The following is a 16146-nucleotide window of genomic DNA, read 5'->3' as shown; positions in this document are numbered from 1 at the left end:
AAGATTATGCTATATCCAAGGCTAGGCCAACACTGTGAATCGTTTTAATGATCGCAGTATCAAATGGCTTATCGATCGCTTTTCTAAGTTGATAAACATGTGAGCGCAGCGCATCTGAGTCAGTTGGATCATCTCCCCAAATTTTGTCACTGAGTTCACTACGACTCAGGGGTCTTGGGTGGTGCTCCATTAAAAGCTGCAAAATCTTAAGTGGGATCGGCTGCAAGATAATCTCTTGACCGCCTCGCTTCACTTGCTGAGTTTGGGCATTGAGACTTAAGTCACCAAGCTGTAGAGTTTTTTCACAGTTAAGCAAATGGCGCTTAGCAAGCGCCAAGCACCTTACAAATAACTCCTCCAAGGCAAATGGCTTGGTTAAATAGTCATCAGCACCTGTTTCAAATCCGGCTAACTTATCATCCAGCGCATCACGTGCAGTCAACATAATAATAGGAATATGCCGACAGGCTTTATTTCGCAAGATATTACACACCGCCAATCCTTCCATTTCTGGCAGCATGATATCGAGAATAATGCAGTCATAGTAGTTCTGTAATGCCAGATCTACGCCTTGCTTACCATCGTAAGCAAAGTCCAAGACTAATCCACGTGGCTCAAAATACTCTGCGATATTGCGACTGATTTCGAGATTATCCTCAACCACCAGTACTTTAAATTGCATATCCATTTTGCGCATAGACGAGTGTTTTTCCATGTTAATACCGTATAAATTGGGTTATTGCACACAGCTTATCATGCTGATCTGTGAAATGATTGTGAAATAGCAGGGGGCTTGGTAAAAAGTGCGTATGAGCCGCTCTATCGATTTTACCAAGCATGAATACTTGCGCCACCTTAAGAAAAAGTGGGCACCAAGTGGACAGTCAAAATGAGCTTTGACCCTCATCAATTAACTTAAGCACGAAACATGAATTTTTTTATACTTATTTTTAAAATTAAGAACATTTAGCTCTATTTTCTCGTAACTTGGTGCTTATTTATGTTAACTTTCCTTTTCTCATCGGGGACTGATTAAACAGTCGTGTTAGCCATTGAAATAGGCCAGGACGGGGGTCTAACTTCACGTTTAAGTTAAAGCTATACCCTTTTTTGTAATGGGTTCTGATTACTTCACCTTCTAAATTATGTTTTGAAATACTGCGACGTAGTTCTGACACAGCACGATTTATCGCGTTGTTGTCAACATACTCTTGTTGCCAGATTTCTCGACACAATTCATCGCGGCTAATCACGCGATCTCTGTGCTGAATAAAGTAAACTAACAAGTCGTAGATCAGGGGTTCAACTTTAACCCTTTCACCGCAGAATGTTAACGAACGTTTCCTTTTATTCAGTGCATAATGACCAAATACCGCAAAGGTAAAGTCAGTATTTTCTTTATCACTTAAATTCATGATCAACAATATACTTCCTTTATATATGACTTTAAAAGCCCTTATATTTTATCGCTCTAGGCAGTAAATTGGTATTAACTAAGTCATATTTTCACATGACTTTTGTTAATAGAAACATATTACCCAATTGACCACAAAAGAGACAAAAAACCTTAACAGTCAACCATTGATACACAAGTTTTATACAAAAAAAACACATATGAGAACAAAAAACCTTCGCTTTATTTTATAAAATTGCCGTTTATTTCAGTATTCATGACAGTCAATTATTTAGGCTTTTTTTATCCACATTAGTAAAATTCATGATGTAGTCATTTTTTCTTAATTTTGACTCGAAAGGGCCTATTTCTAGGCCCTCATAATTCGCTAAAGAGATGCTATAAACGATTTGATTTTTTCGTTTTCAGGGAACTGTTTCGCGCTTGTTTGCAAAACCTCCAGTGCTTTATCTGACTGATTCATACGCACATAGGCTTGAGCAAGTGTGACTGCTAAAACGGGATGTGAAAACTTAGGTAACACATACTCTAATAGCTGCGCACTGGCATCAACTTGATACTCTGTCGTAGCGTGTTTAATTTGAAAAACACTAAGCATGGCAAGCATTTGCATATCATAAAGTGCCGGCGTCGCTTCCAACTTTTGGATAGCAGTATCTTGGTCTCTTAAAAATAGCTCATATAATTTAACACTGGCATCATCTTGATAGGGCTGAGCGGACAATAGTTCAACGCCCATAGCTGTCACCATTGCACGAGCGGTATCCACGGTTGAAAATGGATTTTGGCCTGTGATCAGTCGGCCGTCGACAGTGACTTGGTTTAACATCACGCCATCTTGTTCGAATTTTGCACCGCGCTCTTCTAGTTTGTCTTGCAATAAAAATGGGAAATCTTTTAACCACTTAGAGCCAAATGCATGTTCTTCCGCATTGGTAAATCCATTCACTCGCTTACCTGCTACCAAGTAACGCCCATCACTCAATTTTACGTCAACAAAAGCCGCTGGCCCATGGCACACGCCAGCAACCACACCACTATTTTCATAAATTTTTGAGATAGTTTGCTTTAGCGGCTCATGTTGATGTAAGTCGAACATAGGGCCCTTACCACCAACAACAAATATGCCATCAAATTTACTGGCATCAATATCTGCCAGTTTATAGCTGTTTGTCAAAGACGCTAAAGCGGCCTCATCGTTCAGGAATTTTTGGTTATAAATTGCTGACTTATCATATTCGTCCGCGACAGGTTTACCACCTGACGGAGAAGCAATGGTCACTTGAATACCATGGCGTTTAAATACATGATACGCTTTGCTTAATTCACCAAACTCGTATCCTGGCTTTACAAGTTCTTGGTTTTGATTTACTTCACCGTAGCTACTGATCACAACTAATACATTAGCACTATCTTTTGCAGCGACGACTGAACTAAAAAGTGCAATACTGGTTAGCATAACGAGGCTTTTCATAACGACTCTCCTTTTGGTTGGGAGTATCACAATAAAGGAGTGGATGTGAAACTGGTGTGAAGTAAAGGGCAATTACTTTCGTAGAAGTTACAGTGTAGATTTAAGTAATTAAATTGATTGAGGTTACTTACCTGCCAAGGCTAGAAAAATTTACTTTGTTATTTTTCTTAGTTCTTGCTCTGTAGTTTCAAACTCTGGCAATAGTGAGTGACACAGTTAAAATAAATGGAATATTCCAAAAATCAAGAATAATCACGATGATTAATATAACTGCCGATGCCAAAAATCAGCATATTTCAGAAAATATATGGCAGCTGTATAAAGAGGTGTACTTCTATCCTCTAATGCCAGTTCACCATTATAAAAATGGTGCAATTATAAGCGTATGGAATACGCATGGTCATCGGTTAAGTCGGAAGAAGAATACCAGCTTACAACAAAAATATATTGCGTTATTGTCTCGGTTACCGTCATCAGTTAAATATCTATATGGTGGTAATCATGACATGTCTTATCGCGAGTTGAGTATTTGTCTAGACCTCCCACTAACACTTGCACAATCTATTTCCAAGCGCTATAACCAACGCGCTTTTTATTACCTAGTTGATGGTAAAATCACTTTATACAATAGCCATAATTTGACACAGTTTTACACTTTTAATGATTTGATCACCTCACGATTACGTCGGGTTACGCTACCTAGCAAAAACATAGCCCTTTTGTGAAACATGATGCTCACTGCAACACCTTTAATCCAGCAAACTCATATATCAGGTTCATAGATTTACGCCGACACTTTGTTTTATTCATCATTTTTATTGCATCAAGCGTTCATACATACATTAACACCCTATAGGCAAAATTTTTTTGATTTAGAATAACAAATATTAACACGGGTATTTTTAAACTTTTAAGAATCACCTTAAGCAACTGAATTTAAATGTGTTATTAATTTCGTTCATCCCTAAACTGACTTTAGCCCTCGCACCAACTAATTCTTGACTAAAATAAGAGTTAAATAAACAGCCCTGCTGCGCCTATGCAACTTAAAACCCGGCTTCCTCTGGTGTTAGCTATTACAGCTCTAGTGCCCATGCTTGTCATCTTTTTCATTGCGATGCTTCACAGTGCACGTCAAGCGGGAGAAATGAGTATTCGAGCAGCGCAATCAGAGGTACTCAGTGCGGCCGCACTATTTAATGCCTACTTTTCTCAACGGAAATCAGAAATTTCAACCCTAGCGCGCCAACCAGCTCTTCGAACGATGGACTTTAACCAAATAAAGCCTATCTTAAACACCGAAAAACAATCACACCACGGAGTATACGAAAAGTTTATTGTTGGGCGTGCGGATGGCAGCTTTCACAATACCGAAGGAGGGAATCCGTATCACAATATGTTGCGCACCTTTGATGATTCAGATCCACAAGCCAAGATAAAAACCATTAAACAGCGAGACTACTGGCAATACACCATTAATAATAATATTGAGCAACTTCCTAGAGTATATGTTTCTGAACCCATGATCTCATACACCACAGGCGTTAAGCAGATTGTTGTTGCTGCGTCAATTTTAAGCCATGACGACAAGGTCGTTGGCTTATTAGGAGGCAGTATTCCCTGGCGTGAAGTCGACCGCCTCATCGTTAATGTCAAAAACCATGTACTACAACAGTTCGGCGAGCAAGCCAAATTTATGCTGGTGTCTAGTACTGGGATTTATATGTACCACTGGAATGCCAATAAGACCATTGAGCATCAATATAAGGATGGCAACTACGTGCTCAATGATATTGGCGAAAAAGCCAGTACAGTCAACAGGATCACCAAAGAACAAGATCCCTTGCTTAAAGCACTGGGCATAAAAATGATCGCTGGGCTTGAAGGGCATGGACAACTAATGATAGATAATCAGACACATGCATTTATCTTTTATGCACCTATTCGTGCTGCCAATTACAGTCTTGCTGTAGTTTTGCCTGAACAGGTCGTTTTTGCGTCGGTGAAAACCCTTAAAGAGAAGTTACTGCTGACACTCACATTTGCTACATTATTGAGTATGCTTGTGGCCTGGTGGATAGCATATCGACTGTATAGCCCTATTTCACGTTTAACATATGCTGCAAAATCGCTTGCCAAAGGTCACTACAAGATTCATATCAAAACCAAAGGCAATGATGAAATCGCTGAATTGAGTCGTACATTTGAAACTATGCGTGACACCATCTACGCGCGAGAAAGTGATTTAGAGTCCAGAGTAGAAAAACGAACGCAAGCACTTGAAAAAGCGAAGCGCGAAGCCGAATTCGCCGTTACTGCAAAAAGCCGCTTCTTAGCCAACATGAGCCATGAGATCCGCACGCCCATGAATGGTATATTGGGCACTATCCAGCTATTAGAACAAGAGGCAAACTTCAACAAAGAACAAAAACACCTCCTTAAGCTGGCCAGTGTTTCAGGCAGTAACTTATTGACCCTCATAAACGACATATTAGATATCTCGAAACTTGAACAAGGGCAAATCAATTTATACGAAGAACCTTTTGAGCTAAAAAGCACCATTGCACATTTACTACACCTTACGCAGTCAAGGGCTCAGTCAAAGCCTATTGCCTTATCACACACCATAGTGGCTGATACGCCTCTTGAAATTGTCAGTGATAAACACAGGTTACAGCAAGTACTGCTCAACCTATTGAGCAATGCCTATAAATTTACTATACAAGGTGAGATATCTATATTGGTTCAGCTCAACCCAAATGACGCGACACAATTGTTATTCACCGTTACAGACACTGGTATTGGCATCAAACAAGAGCAGCAAAATAAAATTTTTGACCCGTTTTGCCAAGAAGACGACAGTACCACAAAGCGTTTTGGCGGAACTGGACTTGGGTTGAGTATTTGCAAGCAGCTAGTTAACCTTGCTGGCGGGATAATATACTGTGAATCCACACCAAATGAGGGCGCAACATTCGCGTTTACTTGGCCATTTAAGCCTTGTTGCTTAATCGAGTATAGTGCTGCAAAAACTGATCAGTGTATGCAACTCAGTGGGAAGGTCTTACTTGCTGAGGATAATGCAATTAATCAGGTTGTGATCAGTGCTATGTTGGAAAAGTTTGGTTTGCGTGTCGTATTAGCAAAAGATGGCCAACAGGTATTAGAAAAAGTTGCACAAACCTATTTTGATCTGATCCTCATGGATATACATATGCCTAAAATGGATGGTATTGAAGCAACCAAACACCTGAGAATGCACCCCCAGTATAGTCAAATGGTGATCATTGCGATCACTGCCAATGTGTTTTTAGAAGATATCGCGACGTATTACAGCGCTGGCATGGATGACTTTGTCGCGAAACCCGTTGAAATGGCAAAGCTAGAGTCTGTATTAAGCAAATGGCTAGGTGTAAAAAACCGCTAACCAAATAGTATCAGTATCCGGTTTAGTCCAGCTTACTTTATGTTTGCAGTGCGCCGGAATATTAATATGCTCGCCGGCAACCAAGGTCACAACTCGACCATCTGAAAACGTGAGCTGCCCCTCACCTTGCAGCACTATTACCCACTCATTTTGCGCTTGGTCATACCAACCTGTTTGCGGAGAAGTATGTCCTCTGGAGATAATACGTTCAATTTTTACATCATCGCTGCTTGCAATGACTTCGAAAAATTCGTCTGATAAATCTCTGGGTATACCTCTAAATACACTTTGTTTGTTTTCAACCATGCGCTCACCCCGATTTTGGTGGATACATTATTTAAATTGTGCAGTTTGATGCTGTTGCAAGAATATGCTGGATAAGATTTGGTGGAGCTAGGCGGGATCGAACCGCCGACCTCTTGCATGCCATGCAAGCGCTCTCCCAGCTGAGCTATAGCCCCAAGTAAGACGCTAAGATTCTATTATATCTTATTAATTTGTAAAGCTGTTTTTTACGAAGTGTGAAAAGCTCATGACCTTAAATTGCAAATGTGGCTGTAAATTGCAGCTGCTCTGCGTTGATGCTGGCAGCTGCAAAAACAGTATATTTGGGAACAAACTTGTTATTTTAGTTTGCCAGTTGTTTTAGTGCATTGCTCAAGGCGTCACTGATTTCGCCATTAGTTAATTTACCCGCTTCCATATCAAAGTTATCAAAAAAGCTAGGAACTGATAAATGCGCTTTTACATCTGCTGCAAAATACGGTGCAGAGTTCACCGCGGCACCTAACACACTTTGTGCTCCACCAGGGCCTGGAGATGTTGCCAAAAGTACCATCGGAGTATTTTGATACACTTTCATGTCAATACGAGAGGTCCAGTCAAATATATTCTTGTACGCTGCTGTGTAAGAACCATTATGCTCAGCAAATGAGACAATAACTGCATCTGCAGCGCCTATCTTGTCGTAAAATTTCTGGGCCTGCTCTGGGATCCCATTGTCTTTTTCTCGGTCAATGCTGTAAATCGGCATTTCAAAATCATTCAGATCTAAAATTTCTATCTCTGCGTTCTCAATTTGTGACGCCGCATACTTTACCAGTGCATTGTTGATTGATTGACGGCTGTTACTTGCTGCAAATGCTAGTACTTTCATGATGTTCTCCAAATTAACTTTTTATGGGTTGTCGAATATGTTTGCTCGACTTGATGACAAACAGTGTAGATTAAGTTTTAATAAACATTAATAGGGCAAACGTAAACTTACTATTTCCATATGAATCATAATGTGTTTGACGGTATTCCTGTCTTTATTAAGGTCGTACAATGTAATAGCTTTGCATTGGCCGCAGAACAACTTGGCCACTCACCATCTCATGTCAGTAAAGTTATCAATCGTTTGGAAGCTCGACTGGGCGTCAGGTTACTCAATCGAACAACCCGAACTTTGGCACTTACCCCTGACGGAGAAGTGTACTATCAGCATTGTGTGCAATTACTCAGTGATGCCGAACAAACACTGCAACTGCTTACGCATCAGGAAAATAAACCCAAGGGGGTGCTTAAGATTAGTTGCCCTGTCGCATTTAGTTTGGACTACCTCAGACCTGCAGTCACAGAGTATTTACGCAAATATCCTAATGTCACTATTGAATGGGAGCTCAATGACCGAGCGGTAGACGTGGTTGGTGACGGCTTTGATTTGGCAATTCGTGCAACCACCCAACTCGAAGAGTCGAGTTTGATCTGTAAACGTATTTACCGCTGTAGAACTTTGGTTGTTGCTAGCCCAAAATACATAGAGCGATATGGAAAACCCCATCATCCTAGAGAGCTAAGCAAACATCACTGCATCTGCTACAGCAACCTAAAGCATCCAGATCGCTGGGAGTTTACAGATCAAGCAGGTAAGTCATTTACCGTTGATGTTAGAAAGCGAGCGAATATTAACAACGGGCATATGCAAGCCGCGATGGCAATTGACGGCATAGGTATATCTAGGTTGCCCGAATTTTATCTGGCAGATGCCATTGAGCAAGGCCAGCTTGAAATCTTACTCGAAGCCTACTTGCAAAGGCCTGTGGAAGTCTATGTGGTTTATCCCAGCCGCAAGCACCTATCACCTAAGGTTAGATACTTTATAGATATATTGTCATCCCAACTAGCATCATAGGACCTATCACACTATTGGTTCAGTGCACCATATTGGCGATAGATGGCATCAATCTCGCCGTTGCGCTGCATTACTTGTAGCGCTCGATTCAGTTCCGTCTTTAATTGCTGTAAATGGGGTTGTAATCGCATATGCACTGGCAGCTTGCTAATTTCAAATACGACTTTGAACGAAGCATAATGGGGATTATGCTTTTGATAATACGCCGCTGTAACATCGCCAATCATCACGTAGTCAATTCGTTTGTGAGCCAACTGAGACAATAGCTCTTTTTCAGAAACGTTGTCATAAAGTACAATTTTGTTCTCGCCAAAGTGAGATTCAAACTGTCCGTATCGATAACCCCTTACACGACCAAAGACCTTACCATAGAAAGATTTTGGGTCGGCGGTTGGCCGTTCACCTTCACGACCCAACACCACTTCCTTAGAATATGCATAAGGCCGCGAATAGATCCCGGGATTTTTTCTTTGCGCACGCCAAATAGGATTGACACCTGGTTCAATGTCTATTTTTCCCATATCAAATAGCTTTTGACCACGCGCCACAGACCAAGGCACCAACTTAAAAGTGTGCCCAGTTAGCTCGCCAAGTCGAGCAAACAAGTCGCTAAAAATACCTGAGGGTTGATGATTGTGAATGTAGTTGTATGGCGGATTCGCACCGTGATACACCAAAACACTGTATTCCTTTGCAACCACGACACATGAAAAAAACAACGCCGCCAAACCGAATAAATAGTACATAACTTATACAAATTAACTCATCCTTTATCAACTTAGCATAAATTTTACACATATTATGGTTTTGCGCCTTTATTGCTCAAGAAAAACGCCATTTCTTACCTAATTTATAACACTGCTAATAACAGCACTAAAGCAAAAGAAACAATAATTCACACACCGGAATAAATTGACTATTTAATACCCATAAATTTCATTTTATAAATTTTTTCTTCATTTTTTTGACTTTAATCATAAATATTAACTTCATTTATTCGTTTAATAATGGTGTGCGAACACAAGATGATTTGTCTTGTAGTTTGATGTTGTGAAGGAAATGGCACGACATAAACAACCCCGTACACTTAACTTTTTACCAGCCAATAAGGCTATTTTATTCTCAAGAAAAGGAAACTAACTATGAAAACTGGCGTATTATTCTCACTAATTGCCGCTGCGGCCGCTGCCAATGTTTCAGCTCAAGAGCTGTCTGCACAGGCGGGCTATGCAAGTGTTCAAGAGGTGCTTGAATATGGTCGTAAGTATCAAGCTATCAGAACACAGCTTAAAGATGCAGGCTATCGCTTCCACAATTGCCATACTCAAGTCATTAATTATTTTGTGACGCCAATGCAGCCTGAATACCTATATGCACAAACTGAATGTACTTACTCGACGCCAAGTGGCGGTAACTACTCGCTCCAAACAGACTATGCAAAGGTCACCATTGATGTGAACTTCAATCAAGAGCACGGACTGTACCGCGAAGGCGATGTAACTGTGAACTACATGACTGTTTACTAGCCATACAATTACATAGCAATTATTCATACCGGTTAGCAATAATTCGCCATGTAATAACAACTCAATGGGCGCACCTTAAAGGTGCTCCTATGGCTGTTAAACTCCAAAATAAAGCTACTTATAGCCAGGTAAAACGGTTACAGCTAAACGCACAAACACCACTAAATAAGCCTTATTCAATTTTGTGTATTATCTTAACGATATTCATATGCACCGTGATCAATTACATATAAAATACTTACCCATCTGATAATCATATACTTTAAGTTACTGTAGACAGGCAAACTCGACTACTGCCCGATGAAAACAGAACAAAAAATCGACGCTATTTATTAATAAGGCAATAGTCTAGAACTATAATCTCAGCCAAGCTTTTGCGAGACAAGTATATACATGGAGTTAAAATGGGTAACGGAAAAGAAAATAGTTTAACCATATTAATCGCGGATGATCACCATTTAGTGCGTCAGGGCTTACGTTCTCTTATCGAGAGATCACAAACTCAATACAATATTAGTGATGTCGCCACAGGCGAGCAAGCATGGCAATTTATTTCCCAATATCAACCCGATCTCGCCATATTAGATATTGCAATGGGAGATTTGAGTGGTCTCAAAGTGTGTGAACACGTAAAGCAACGAAAATTAAAAACCCGTATCATTTTTCTTAGTATGCATGATGATATTAAGGTAATTCACCGTGCGTTTGAGGTCGGTGCCGACGCCTACCTCTCCAAGAGTGAAGCATTTGATACTCTCATTCAAGCCTTGCAAACTGTCGCTGCCGGTCACTCGTTTATTAGCCCAAGTATAGAAAGCGAATTAGCACGATATAAGGCTGCTAGCACACAGTTTCTCCTTACAGCAAGAGAGAAACAAATCGTCAGCTATATCACTCAGGGAAAATCCAACCGACAAATTGCCGATACACTGTGTATTTCAATAAAAACTGTTGACAATCACCGAACAAAAGCGATGAGAAAGCTTGGTGTTAACAAAGCAGCTGAATTAGTAAAATATGGCTTGGAAGAAGGGCTAGTTGTGTAGATCAAGCTCAATTTAATGGTCAATTGGGGTAAATACACTATTTATATTTTTTTGACACAATAGTATTTTACTCTGTAATGGAAACTAGAATATGGCAAACGCCGCAATACTGAAATTTTCAAGTTATTGGCTACAGGTCGTATTTAATAAAATTGATTTACGCACTAAGCTATAGATTAGTGTAACTACATACTTAATTTAAAGATAAGATGAGAGTGCCAGATGGAAAAGGTAATCGCTATATATTTGCTTCTTTTTGTGACCGCTATCAGTGCACGTGACGATTCGATTTACATAAGCCTACCAGTAGACCATATCAAAACAGGAAGCGAGTTTTATGTCGATATTATGGCCGACGACATACCAGCCATATATGGCGTACATTTAACACTCAAATATGACCCTACAAAATTAATCATGTTGCCGCCACACAACAAAGAAACATCACCGCATCTGGAACATGGAAATTTGTTTAATCATAAAGCGCTAACAGAGCAAATTAATCTGGCAAATCCTAATTCGGGAACTATCAGTTACACAGTTAGCCAATCAATGCCAGCAAAAAATATCTTTAGCACCAACCGAATTGCACGTGTTTTCTTTAAAAGTCATGTAGATGCAACCAAAACAAATATCGTTATAGATACAGCCTATTTTGTTACCAAAGACGGTCATAAGCTACACTACCCAACCCAGCCATCGGTGGAATTACAATTTGCTAACTCTTACGCCCCACCTAACAGCCCTACAGCCGACTTTTCGTTACCGAGATATTTGTTCCTTGTCGTTCTAGCCTTTTTATTTGGGGTGATCACGCTACTTAATCATAAAAGTGCATTAAGGTATCATGCTGACTAGATCCGGAGGGTATTTTTAGCTTGTTTACCTTGATGCTCGTTATTTATTGCCCCATTGCTCTCTTAAAAAATTAATGAGACAAGCTAGGGCTTAAAAAATTATAAAGGCACCATATCGTGCCTTTATAATTGGCTAAAGCCTCTTCGCTTGCTTACTGCTGGTAAACATGAATAAAACCATCGAGGTCTGGTACCAACACCTTACCGGCTCCGATTGCCGGTGAAGCATACACGCCACCATGTACAAACCCAGGGATCAATTTAGGTTGATACTGCCAAACCCTCTCTCCAGACGCTCTGTCTAGCGCCATAAACCCGCTTTTAGTAACGTACCAACCCGGTTCATCATGACCTGTAGAACCGATATAAACATGCGATTGGTCAACCACAGGTTGCCCCCAACTCCAGCCAGGCGTCGCCACTTGCCAAACAATCTCTCCAGTTTCTACTTCCATTTTAAACAGTAACTTGGCATCTGAGCTACCAATATAGAAATAGTCATCTTCAATGTCTGCAATAGCGCTCGACTCAACCCAAGAACCACCTGGCAATGCTTTTTTCCACACGACTTGCCCCCTGTGAGGGTCTAAACCATACAAGTAAGTATCACGAGAGCCAATAATGAGTATATCGTCGAGCACAACTGGGCTCGAAGGTATCGCGCCTTGAGTTTTAAATTGCCAAGCAAGTTCACCCGACAGCTTATCGAGTGCGTAAACATGGCCATCCCAACTCGCAAAAAATACTTTACCCTGATAGATGCTGGCAGTCGCTCTTATCATCCCACCAGTATTAAAACGCCACTGAATCTTGCCTGTACGTTTCGATATGGCATAAAAATTTGAATCAGCACTGCCAACATAGACAAAATTACTGTCGGCCACCGGGCTAGATTTAGTGTAGTCAAACTCCCATGGAGCATGGTTGGCCGGCAGAATACGATTGTGATCACCATCATTAAGACTGGTCTTCCAGAGCAGCTTTCCATTCCAGCGATTCAACGCATAAAGATAACCATCATCACTAGAAAAAAACACTCTATGGTGGTCAACAAGCGGCTTCGACCGAACTTTATCGCCTGTGGTGAATACCCAACGAGTTTTCACTCTATCAACATCAAACGCATACACCTTGCCATTATCACTACCAAAGTAAGCCTGATGATTTTTTAGCGTAATGCTCCCCCAGTTTTCACTGCCAGTCTGATAGCTATATAAATAGTCCCCGCTTTTTGCCAAAGCAGTGATTGTCGGCAAGATAGATAGCAGCCCCAAAATGAAGGCTGCAATTAATTTTTTATAGATTGTCATTATGCACTCCTAATTAAATTCGAGTGCGACATTAACTTGACGTAAAAAAGATGTCCTGAATACCTTCTAAAACTTTCTTAGTAATTATTAAGTGCCTGATGTATCAGCTTTTAAAATGTAATCTTGTATTAATTGATTAAATCCACTTTCCTGTTTTAGCGGTAAAAAATGAGGATCTGCTGCAATCCACATGAAGGCATACTGACCTGCTAGTCGCGATTGTTCCAAGTAATGCAGCGCTAACTGAGTCTCTCCAATGGCTGCAGCATACCGAGCTTGGGACATCGGCGCTTCATAGTGTCCAATATCGGCCTTACGAGTATCATGATAAAGTAGCCAACGATAGACACCTTCTATACCTTGGTCGTCAAATTGTTGCTCGACCATAGCGATTTCTAAGTCACTATACCCTTCAAATTTCATGACCCAAATAAGCTCTTTAACAGCCAGTTCAAACTGACCGAGCTGTTCATAAATTGCTCTCAGGCATACATGGTAAAATCGATTACTGTGTGAGTACGGCCTCAATTTATCTAGGGCTAAAAACGCTTCATCAAATTGTAAACTCATCATATAAACCCAAGCCACGCTTTCACTTGAATAACCATCAGGCTCAAGGGATTGATAAATTTGAATGTGCTGTAATGCTTCTTCTAACCGACCTACAGCAAGTAAGTATTGGCCGTACATATGATGCGCTTCGCTATTTGGAAGCGCATTTAAAAAGTAAACTTCAACATCTTGAGTATTCATTTCCCCCATGAATAAAAGCTTGGCATAGAGTAAATTCGCCTCTTTATGTTTGGGGTCCCGCGAGAGAATACGCTCCAAAATTGCCTTTAGGTGTTGCTTAGCTTGATGGTAATCAGCTGCCTGTGGGCGAAGCTTATAATAATAAGCCTTTGCCAACCATACCAAAGGTTCTGTGAGTTTAGGTTGCTCAACCGTTATTGACTTAAGCAAACCAATTGCCCTGTCTATATCCTCTGGGTGACTAGTTATAATAAAGCGGGCTTGATTAAATGGTTCAGTCAAATGGGCAGGGATCTCCTCTTTTACGGGCTCCCGTGGCATCTGCCAAAAAACAAGCAATGAAATTGCAACCAAGCACAACGCAGCTTTTAATAAAAAACTATCAAGAGATGATGGCAATGCATCACACAAGGGAGGCCCTATCCAGCGATAACCAATGCCGGAAATTGTTTTAATATACTTTGGCGATTTAGCATCATCACCAAGTAGCTTTCTGAGTCCATTGATTGTCACATATATCGCATCTTCGCTAACAACACGCTGCCCCCACACTTCCGAAAGGATCTGAGATTTACTGACATCTTGATGCTTAAATTTTAAAAGCAAAACTAACAGAGCATACTGTTTAGAGTCTAGTTCCACTACTTTCGTGTCATTATGTAAGCTCAACTGCCGATGATTTATGACCCACTGTCCTTTGTTGGCGGTCTTGAGCATAATTCCTACCTAAGAATAAAAATCTATTGTTATTTATATTTTAAAAAATACTTGAGTGAAATATCGCCACTAGCATAATGGACTTGAAGTGTCTTGTTAAGGAAATGATCAAAAAAGTTACACTTGTAATAAATTTTAAATATAAAGGGATGAATAATCTCATCCCTTTATCCGTTAAAGTTAATAATAGTTAGTACTTAACTCACCAATTTGAGCAAACTCATGGATAGTCCACTCATCAAACAGCAGTGTCATACCGCCGGCATTGACACATCTTATAGCGTAAGTGAGCGATGAACTATACGCGTCGTAAGCGGCTTTTCCTCCATGGCTATAAAAATCACTGTGTACATTTTCGACGCTGAACTTTCCGTTAAATAATGCTGGCACATCGCCATTTGGAAATCGAAGAATACTGCACTGTCCATCAGGTGCAAATGTATTAACTGATAGTTGGCTCGTCAAATATACCGACTCAAAGTACCCGGGCACTCTGCCATTTCCTGCATTCCAATTATCAAACTGTATTGCTCTATCATAAGTAATGGCGGGGGCTGCTGGCACTTTATGATGCACACTATAACTACTGCCTTCAGCGTCATAGCAAGTGACTTTGAGTACCTTAGCTAAGGTTTCGTGACCCTCAGCTACAGGACCTGATATTGATTTATTATCAGCCACTTTCAGCTGCGCTATTAGCTTGTTACCCGCTTCATTGTAGAGCCCTGCATCAGTGCAACTGGCCTGCTCATTCAGGGTTAGGTATGCCGCAAAATAGTGCGCAGAACTAGTTTGCACCATGACACTTTTCACAGGTCCATGATTATATTGAGTTATTCTACCTGCGTTGCTATCTGCATCGTAAACTGGTTCTAATGCGTATACATTTCCAGCTATCAAAACACTGGCTGCGAGAGCATGGGACAATTTCATAACAATCTCCTTTTAAAATCACCACTTAATAAGTCTATTATTTTTACTAATTATTTTAAGTACACGAATCTCCACCTATGCGTTTGCAAAACACCTAAGTCATCACGCTAAACGCATCGGGTCAACGCAATCAATACTTGTAATGTCAGCAATCAAATTCGCCGCATACCTGTGCCATGTACCTCACTAATAATGACGATTTAAAACAATAAGTCAAACATTTTTACTTAATTGATTTTCGGGTTTTGTACGTTAGACTTATTCAGATAAAAAAGATAACCCCTTGTAACTTATAAATATAATTATTATATAGTTGTCAAAAATAAAAGCTCAGGCTCTTCTATTCAATAAGTAGTCCAAACAATTTTTACCGTATTTAATCCACTTATAATGCGGTAATACGTTTATCTAATCGGACCCACACCTGACATTCCTAAGATTGAGTATTGAAATATTTTAATACGCTTCCCTTTAAATGGATAAATTCAATCAAAACTTTACATAAAAACCCCCACC

General features: G+C 40.3%; 15 protein-coding genes and 1 tRNA gene. 6 read left to right on the top strand and 10 right to left on the bottom strand.

Annotated elements, in window-relative coordinates; translation table 11 throughout:
* Window positions 1–4 precede the first annotated feature (4 nt).
* From MHN81_RS16420 to MHN81_RS16410, 3 genes are all read right to left on the bottom strand, one after another.
* A complete protein-coding gene (locus tag MHN81_RS16420; RefSeq protein WP_239426235.1) occupies window positions 5–715 on the bottom strand; it encodes a response regulator transcription factor in 711 nt (236 codons plus the stop codon).
* Between the two features lie 283 nt (window positions 716–998).
* Window positions 999–1415, bottom strand: coding sequence for a winged helix-turn-helix domain-containing protein (locus MHN81_RS16415; protein WP_023398250.1), 417 nt, complete (start codon window positions 1413–1415; stop codon window positions 999–1001).
* Window positions 1416–1781: 366 nt separating this feature from the next.
* Window positions 1782–2888, bottom strand: coding sequence for a DJ-1/PfpI family protein (locus MHN81_RS16410; RefSeq protein ID WP_239426234.1), 1107 nt, complete (start codon window positions 2886–2888; stop codon window positions 1782–1784).
* 257 nt (window positions 2889–3145) lie between these two features.
* On the opposite strand from MHN81_RS16410, the gene MHN81_RS16405 reads away from it, so the two are divergent.
* Both MHN81_RS16405 and MHN81_RS16400 read left to right on the top strand, forming a co-directional pair.
* Complete coding sequence (locus MHN81_RS16405) at window positions 3146–3613, top strand: DUF3293 domain-containing protein (protein ID WP_023398252.1); 468 nt, start codon at window positions 3146–3148, stop codon at window positions 3611–3613.
* A gap of 314 nt (window positions 3614–3927) precedes the next feature.
* A complete protein-coding gene (locus MHN81_RS16400; protein WP_239426233.1) occupies window positions 3928–6315 on the top strand; it encodes a hybrid sensor histidine kinase/response regulator in 2388 nt (795 codons plus the stop codon).
* Here MHN81_RS16400 and MHN81_RS16395 read toward each other — a convergent pair.
* The 3 genes from MHN81_RS16395 to MHN81_RS16385 all read right to left on the bottom strand — a co-directional run bounded on the left by MHN81_RS16395 (window position 6295) and on the right by MHN81_RS16385 (window position 7471).
* Window positions 6295–6621, bottom strand: a complete 327-nt coding sequence (locus MHN81_RS16395; RefSeq protein ID WP_239426232.1) for a cupin domain-containing protein — start codon at window positions 6619–6621, stop codon at window positions 6295–6297. The two genes, MHN81_RS16400 and MHN81_RS16395, sit on opposite strands and share 21 nt — an antisense overlap.
* Before the next feature lie 79 nt (window positions 6622–6700).
* A tRNA-Ala gene (locus tag MHN81_RS16390) sits at window positions 6701–6776 on the bottom strand.
* Between the two features lie 167 nt (window positions 6777–6943).
* Window positions 6944–7471 carry an NAD(P)H-dependent oxidoreductase gene (locus MHN81_RS16385; RefSeq protein WP_239426231.1) on the bottom strand — a complete coding sequence of 176 codons (528 nt, stop codon included), beginning with the start codon at window positions 7469–7471 and terminating at the stop codon, window positions 6944–6946.
* Between the two features lie 120 nt (window positions 7472–7591).
* On the opposite strand from MHN81_RS16385, the gene MHN81_RS16380 reads away from it, so the two are divergent.
* A complete protein-coding gene (locus MHN81_RS16380; RefSeq protein ID WP_023398256.1) occupies window positions 7592–8488 on the top strand; it encodes a LysR family transcriptional regulator in 897 nt (298 codons plus the stop codon).
* Window positions 8489–8499: 11 nt separating this feature from the next.
* Here the strand turns inward: MHN81_RS16380 and MHN81_RS16375 are convergent, their stop codons facing one another.
* The gene (locus tag MHN81_RS16375) at window positions 8500–9234 is read right to left on the bottom strand and encodes a transporter substrate-binding domain-containing protein (RefSeq protein WP_239426230.1); all 735 of its coding nucleotides are present in this window, start codon (window positions 9232–9234) and stop codon (window positions 8500–8502) included.
* Window positions 9235–9630: 396 nt separating this feature from the next.
* Between MHN81_RS16375 and MHN81_RS16370 the strand changes: the two genes are divergently transcribed.
* The 3 genes from MHN81_RS16370 (at window position 9631) to MHN81_RS16360 (ending at window position 11918) form a co-directional block, all read left to right on the top strand.
* Complete coding sequence (locus MHN81_RS16370) at window positions 9631–10014, top strand: hypothetical protein (protein WP_023398258.1); 384 nt, start codon at window positions 9631–9633, stop codon at window positions 10012–10014.
* A gap of 404 nt (window positions 10015–10418) precedes the next feature.
* A complete protein-coding gene (locus MHN81_RS16365; protein WP_239426229.1) occupies window positions 10419–11060 on the top strand; it encodes a response regulator transcription factor in 642 nt (213 codons plus the stop codon).
* A 222-nt stretch (window positions 11061–11282) separates the two neighbouring features.
* A complete protein-coding gene (locus MHN81_RS16360; protein WP_023398260.1) occupies window positions 11283–11918 on the top strand; it encodes a cohesin domain-containing protein in 636 nt (211 codons plus the stop codon).
* Between the two features lie 151 nt (window positions 11919–12069).
* On the opposite strand, the gene MHN81_RS16355 is transcribed toward MHN81_RS16360, so the two are convergent.
* The 3 genes from MHN81_RS16355 to MHN81_RS16345 form a co-directional block, all read right to left on the bottom strand.
* Complete coding sequence (locus MHN81_RS16355) at window positions 12070–13227, bottom strand: PQQ-binding-like beta-propeller repeat protein (RefSeq protein WP_239426228.1); 1158 nt, start codon at window positions 13225–13227, stop codon at window positions 12070–12072.
* A gap of 87 nt (window positions 13228–13314) precedes the next feature.
* Complete coding sequence (locus MHN81_RS16350; RefSeq protein ID WP_239426227.1) at window positions 13315–14697, bottom strand: winged helix-turn-helix domain-containing protein; 1383 nt, start codon at window positions 14695–14697, stop codon at window positions 13315–13317.
* A 180-nt stretch (window positions 14698–14877) separates the two neighbouring features.
* Complete coding sequence (locus MHN81_RS16345) at window positions 14878–15630, bottom strand: hypothetical protein (RefSeq protein ID WP_023398263.1); 753 nt, start codon at window positions 15628–15630, stop codon at window positions 14878–14880.
* Window positions 15631–16146: the final 516 nt, after the last annotated feature.

The sequence above is a fragment of the Pseudoalteromonas sp. Of7M-16 genome (assembly GCF_022347805.1).
Classification (GTDB): Bacteria; Pseudomonadota; Gammaproteobacteria; order Enterobacterales; family Alteromonadaceae; genus Pseudoalteromonas; species Pseudoalteromonas luteoviolacea_F.
This window is presented reverse-complemented; position numbering and strand designations above follow the sequence as displayed.

Excerpts from the sequence above, each read along its gene's own strand:
- MHN81_RS16420 (WP_239426235.1), bottom strand. The coding sequence starts at position 715 with ATGGAAAAACACTCGTCTATGCGCAAAATGGATATGCAATTTAAAGTA.
- MHN81_RS16415 (WP_023398250.1), bottom strand. The coding sequence starts at position 1,415 with ATGAATTTAAGTGATAAAGAAAATACTGACTTTACCTTTGCGGTATTT.
- MHN81_RS16410 (WP_239426234.1), bottom strand. The coding sequence starts at position 2,888 with ATGAAAAGCCTCGTTATGCTAACCAGTATTGCACTTTTTAGTTCAGTC.
- MHN81_RS16405 (WP_023398252.1), top strand. The coding sequence starts at position 3,146 with ATGATTAATATAACTGCCGATGCCAAAAATCAGCATATTTCAGAAAAT.
- MHN81_RS16400 (WP_239426233.1), top strand. The coding sequence starts at position 3,928 with ATGCAACTTAAAACCCGGCTTCCTCTGGTGTTAGCTATTACAGCTCTA.
- MHN81_RS16395 (WP_239426232.1), bottom strand. The coding sequence starts at position 6,621 with ATGGTTGAAAACAAACAAAGTGTATTTAGAGGTATACCCAGAGATTTA.
- MHN81_RS16385 (WP_239426231.1), bottom strand. The coding sequence starts at position 7,471 with ATGAAAGTACTAGCATTTGCAGCAAGTAACAGCCGTCAATCAATCAAC.
- MHN81_RS16380 (WP_023398256.1), top strand. The coding sequence starts at position 7,592 with ATGAATCATAATGTGTTTGACGGTATTCCTGTCTTTATTAAGGTCGTA.
- MHN81_RS16375 (WP_239426230.1), bottom strand. The coding sequence starts at position 9,234 with ATGTACTATTTATTCGGTTTGGCGGCGTTGTTTTTTTCATGTGTCGTG.
- MHN81_RS16370 (WP_023398258.1), top strand. The coding sequence starts at position 9,631 with ATGAAAACTGGCGTATTATTCTCACTAATTGCCGCTGCGGCCGCTGCC.
- MHN81_RS16365 (WP_239426229.1), top strand. The coding sequence starts at position 10,419 with ATGGGTAACGGAAAAGAAAATAGTTTAACCATATTAATCGCGGATGAT.
- MHN81_RS16360 (WP_023398260.1), top strand. The coding sequence starts at position 11,283 with ATGGAAAAGGTAATCGCTATATATTTGCTTCTTTTTGTGACCGCTATC.
- MHN81_RS16355 (WP_239426228.1), bottom strand. The coding sequence starts at position 13,227 with ATGACAATCTATAAAAAATTAATTGCAGCCTTCATTTTGGGGCTGCTA.
- MHN81_RS16350 (WP_239426227.1), bottom strand. The coding sequence starts at position 14,697 with ATGCTCAAGACCGCCAACAAAGGACAGTGGGTCATAAATCATCGGCAG.
- MHN81_RS16345 (WP_023398263.1), bottom strand. The coding sequence starts at position 15,630 with ATGAAATTGTCCCATGCTCTCGCAGCCAGTGTTTTGATAGCTGGAAAT.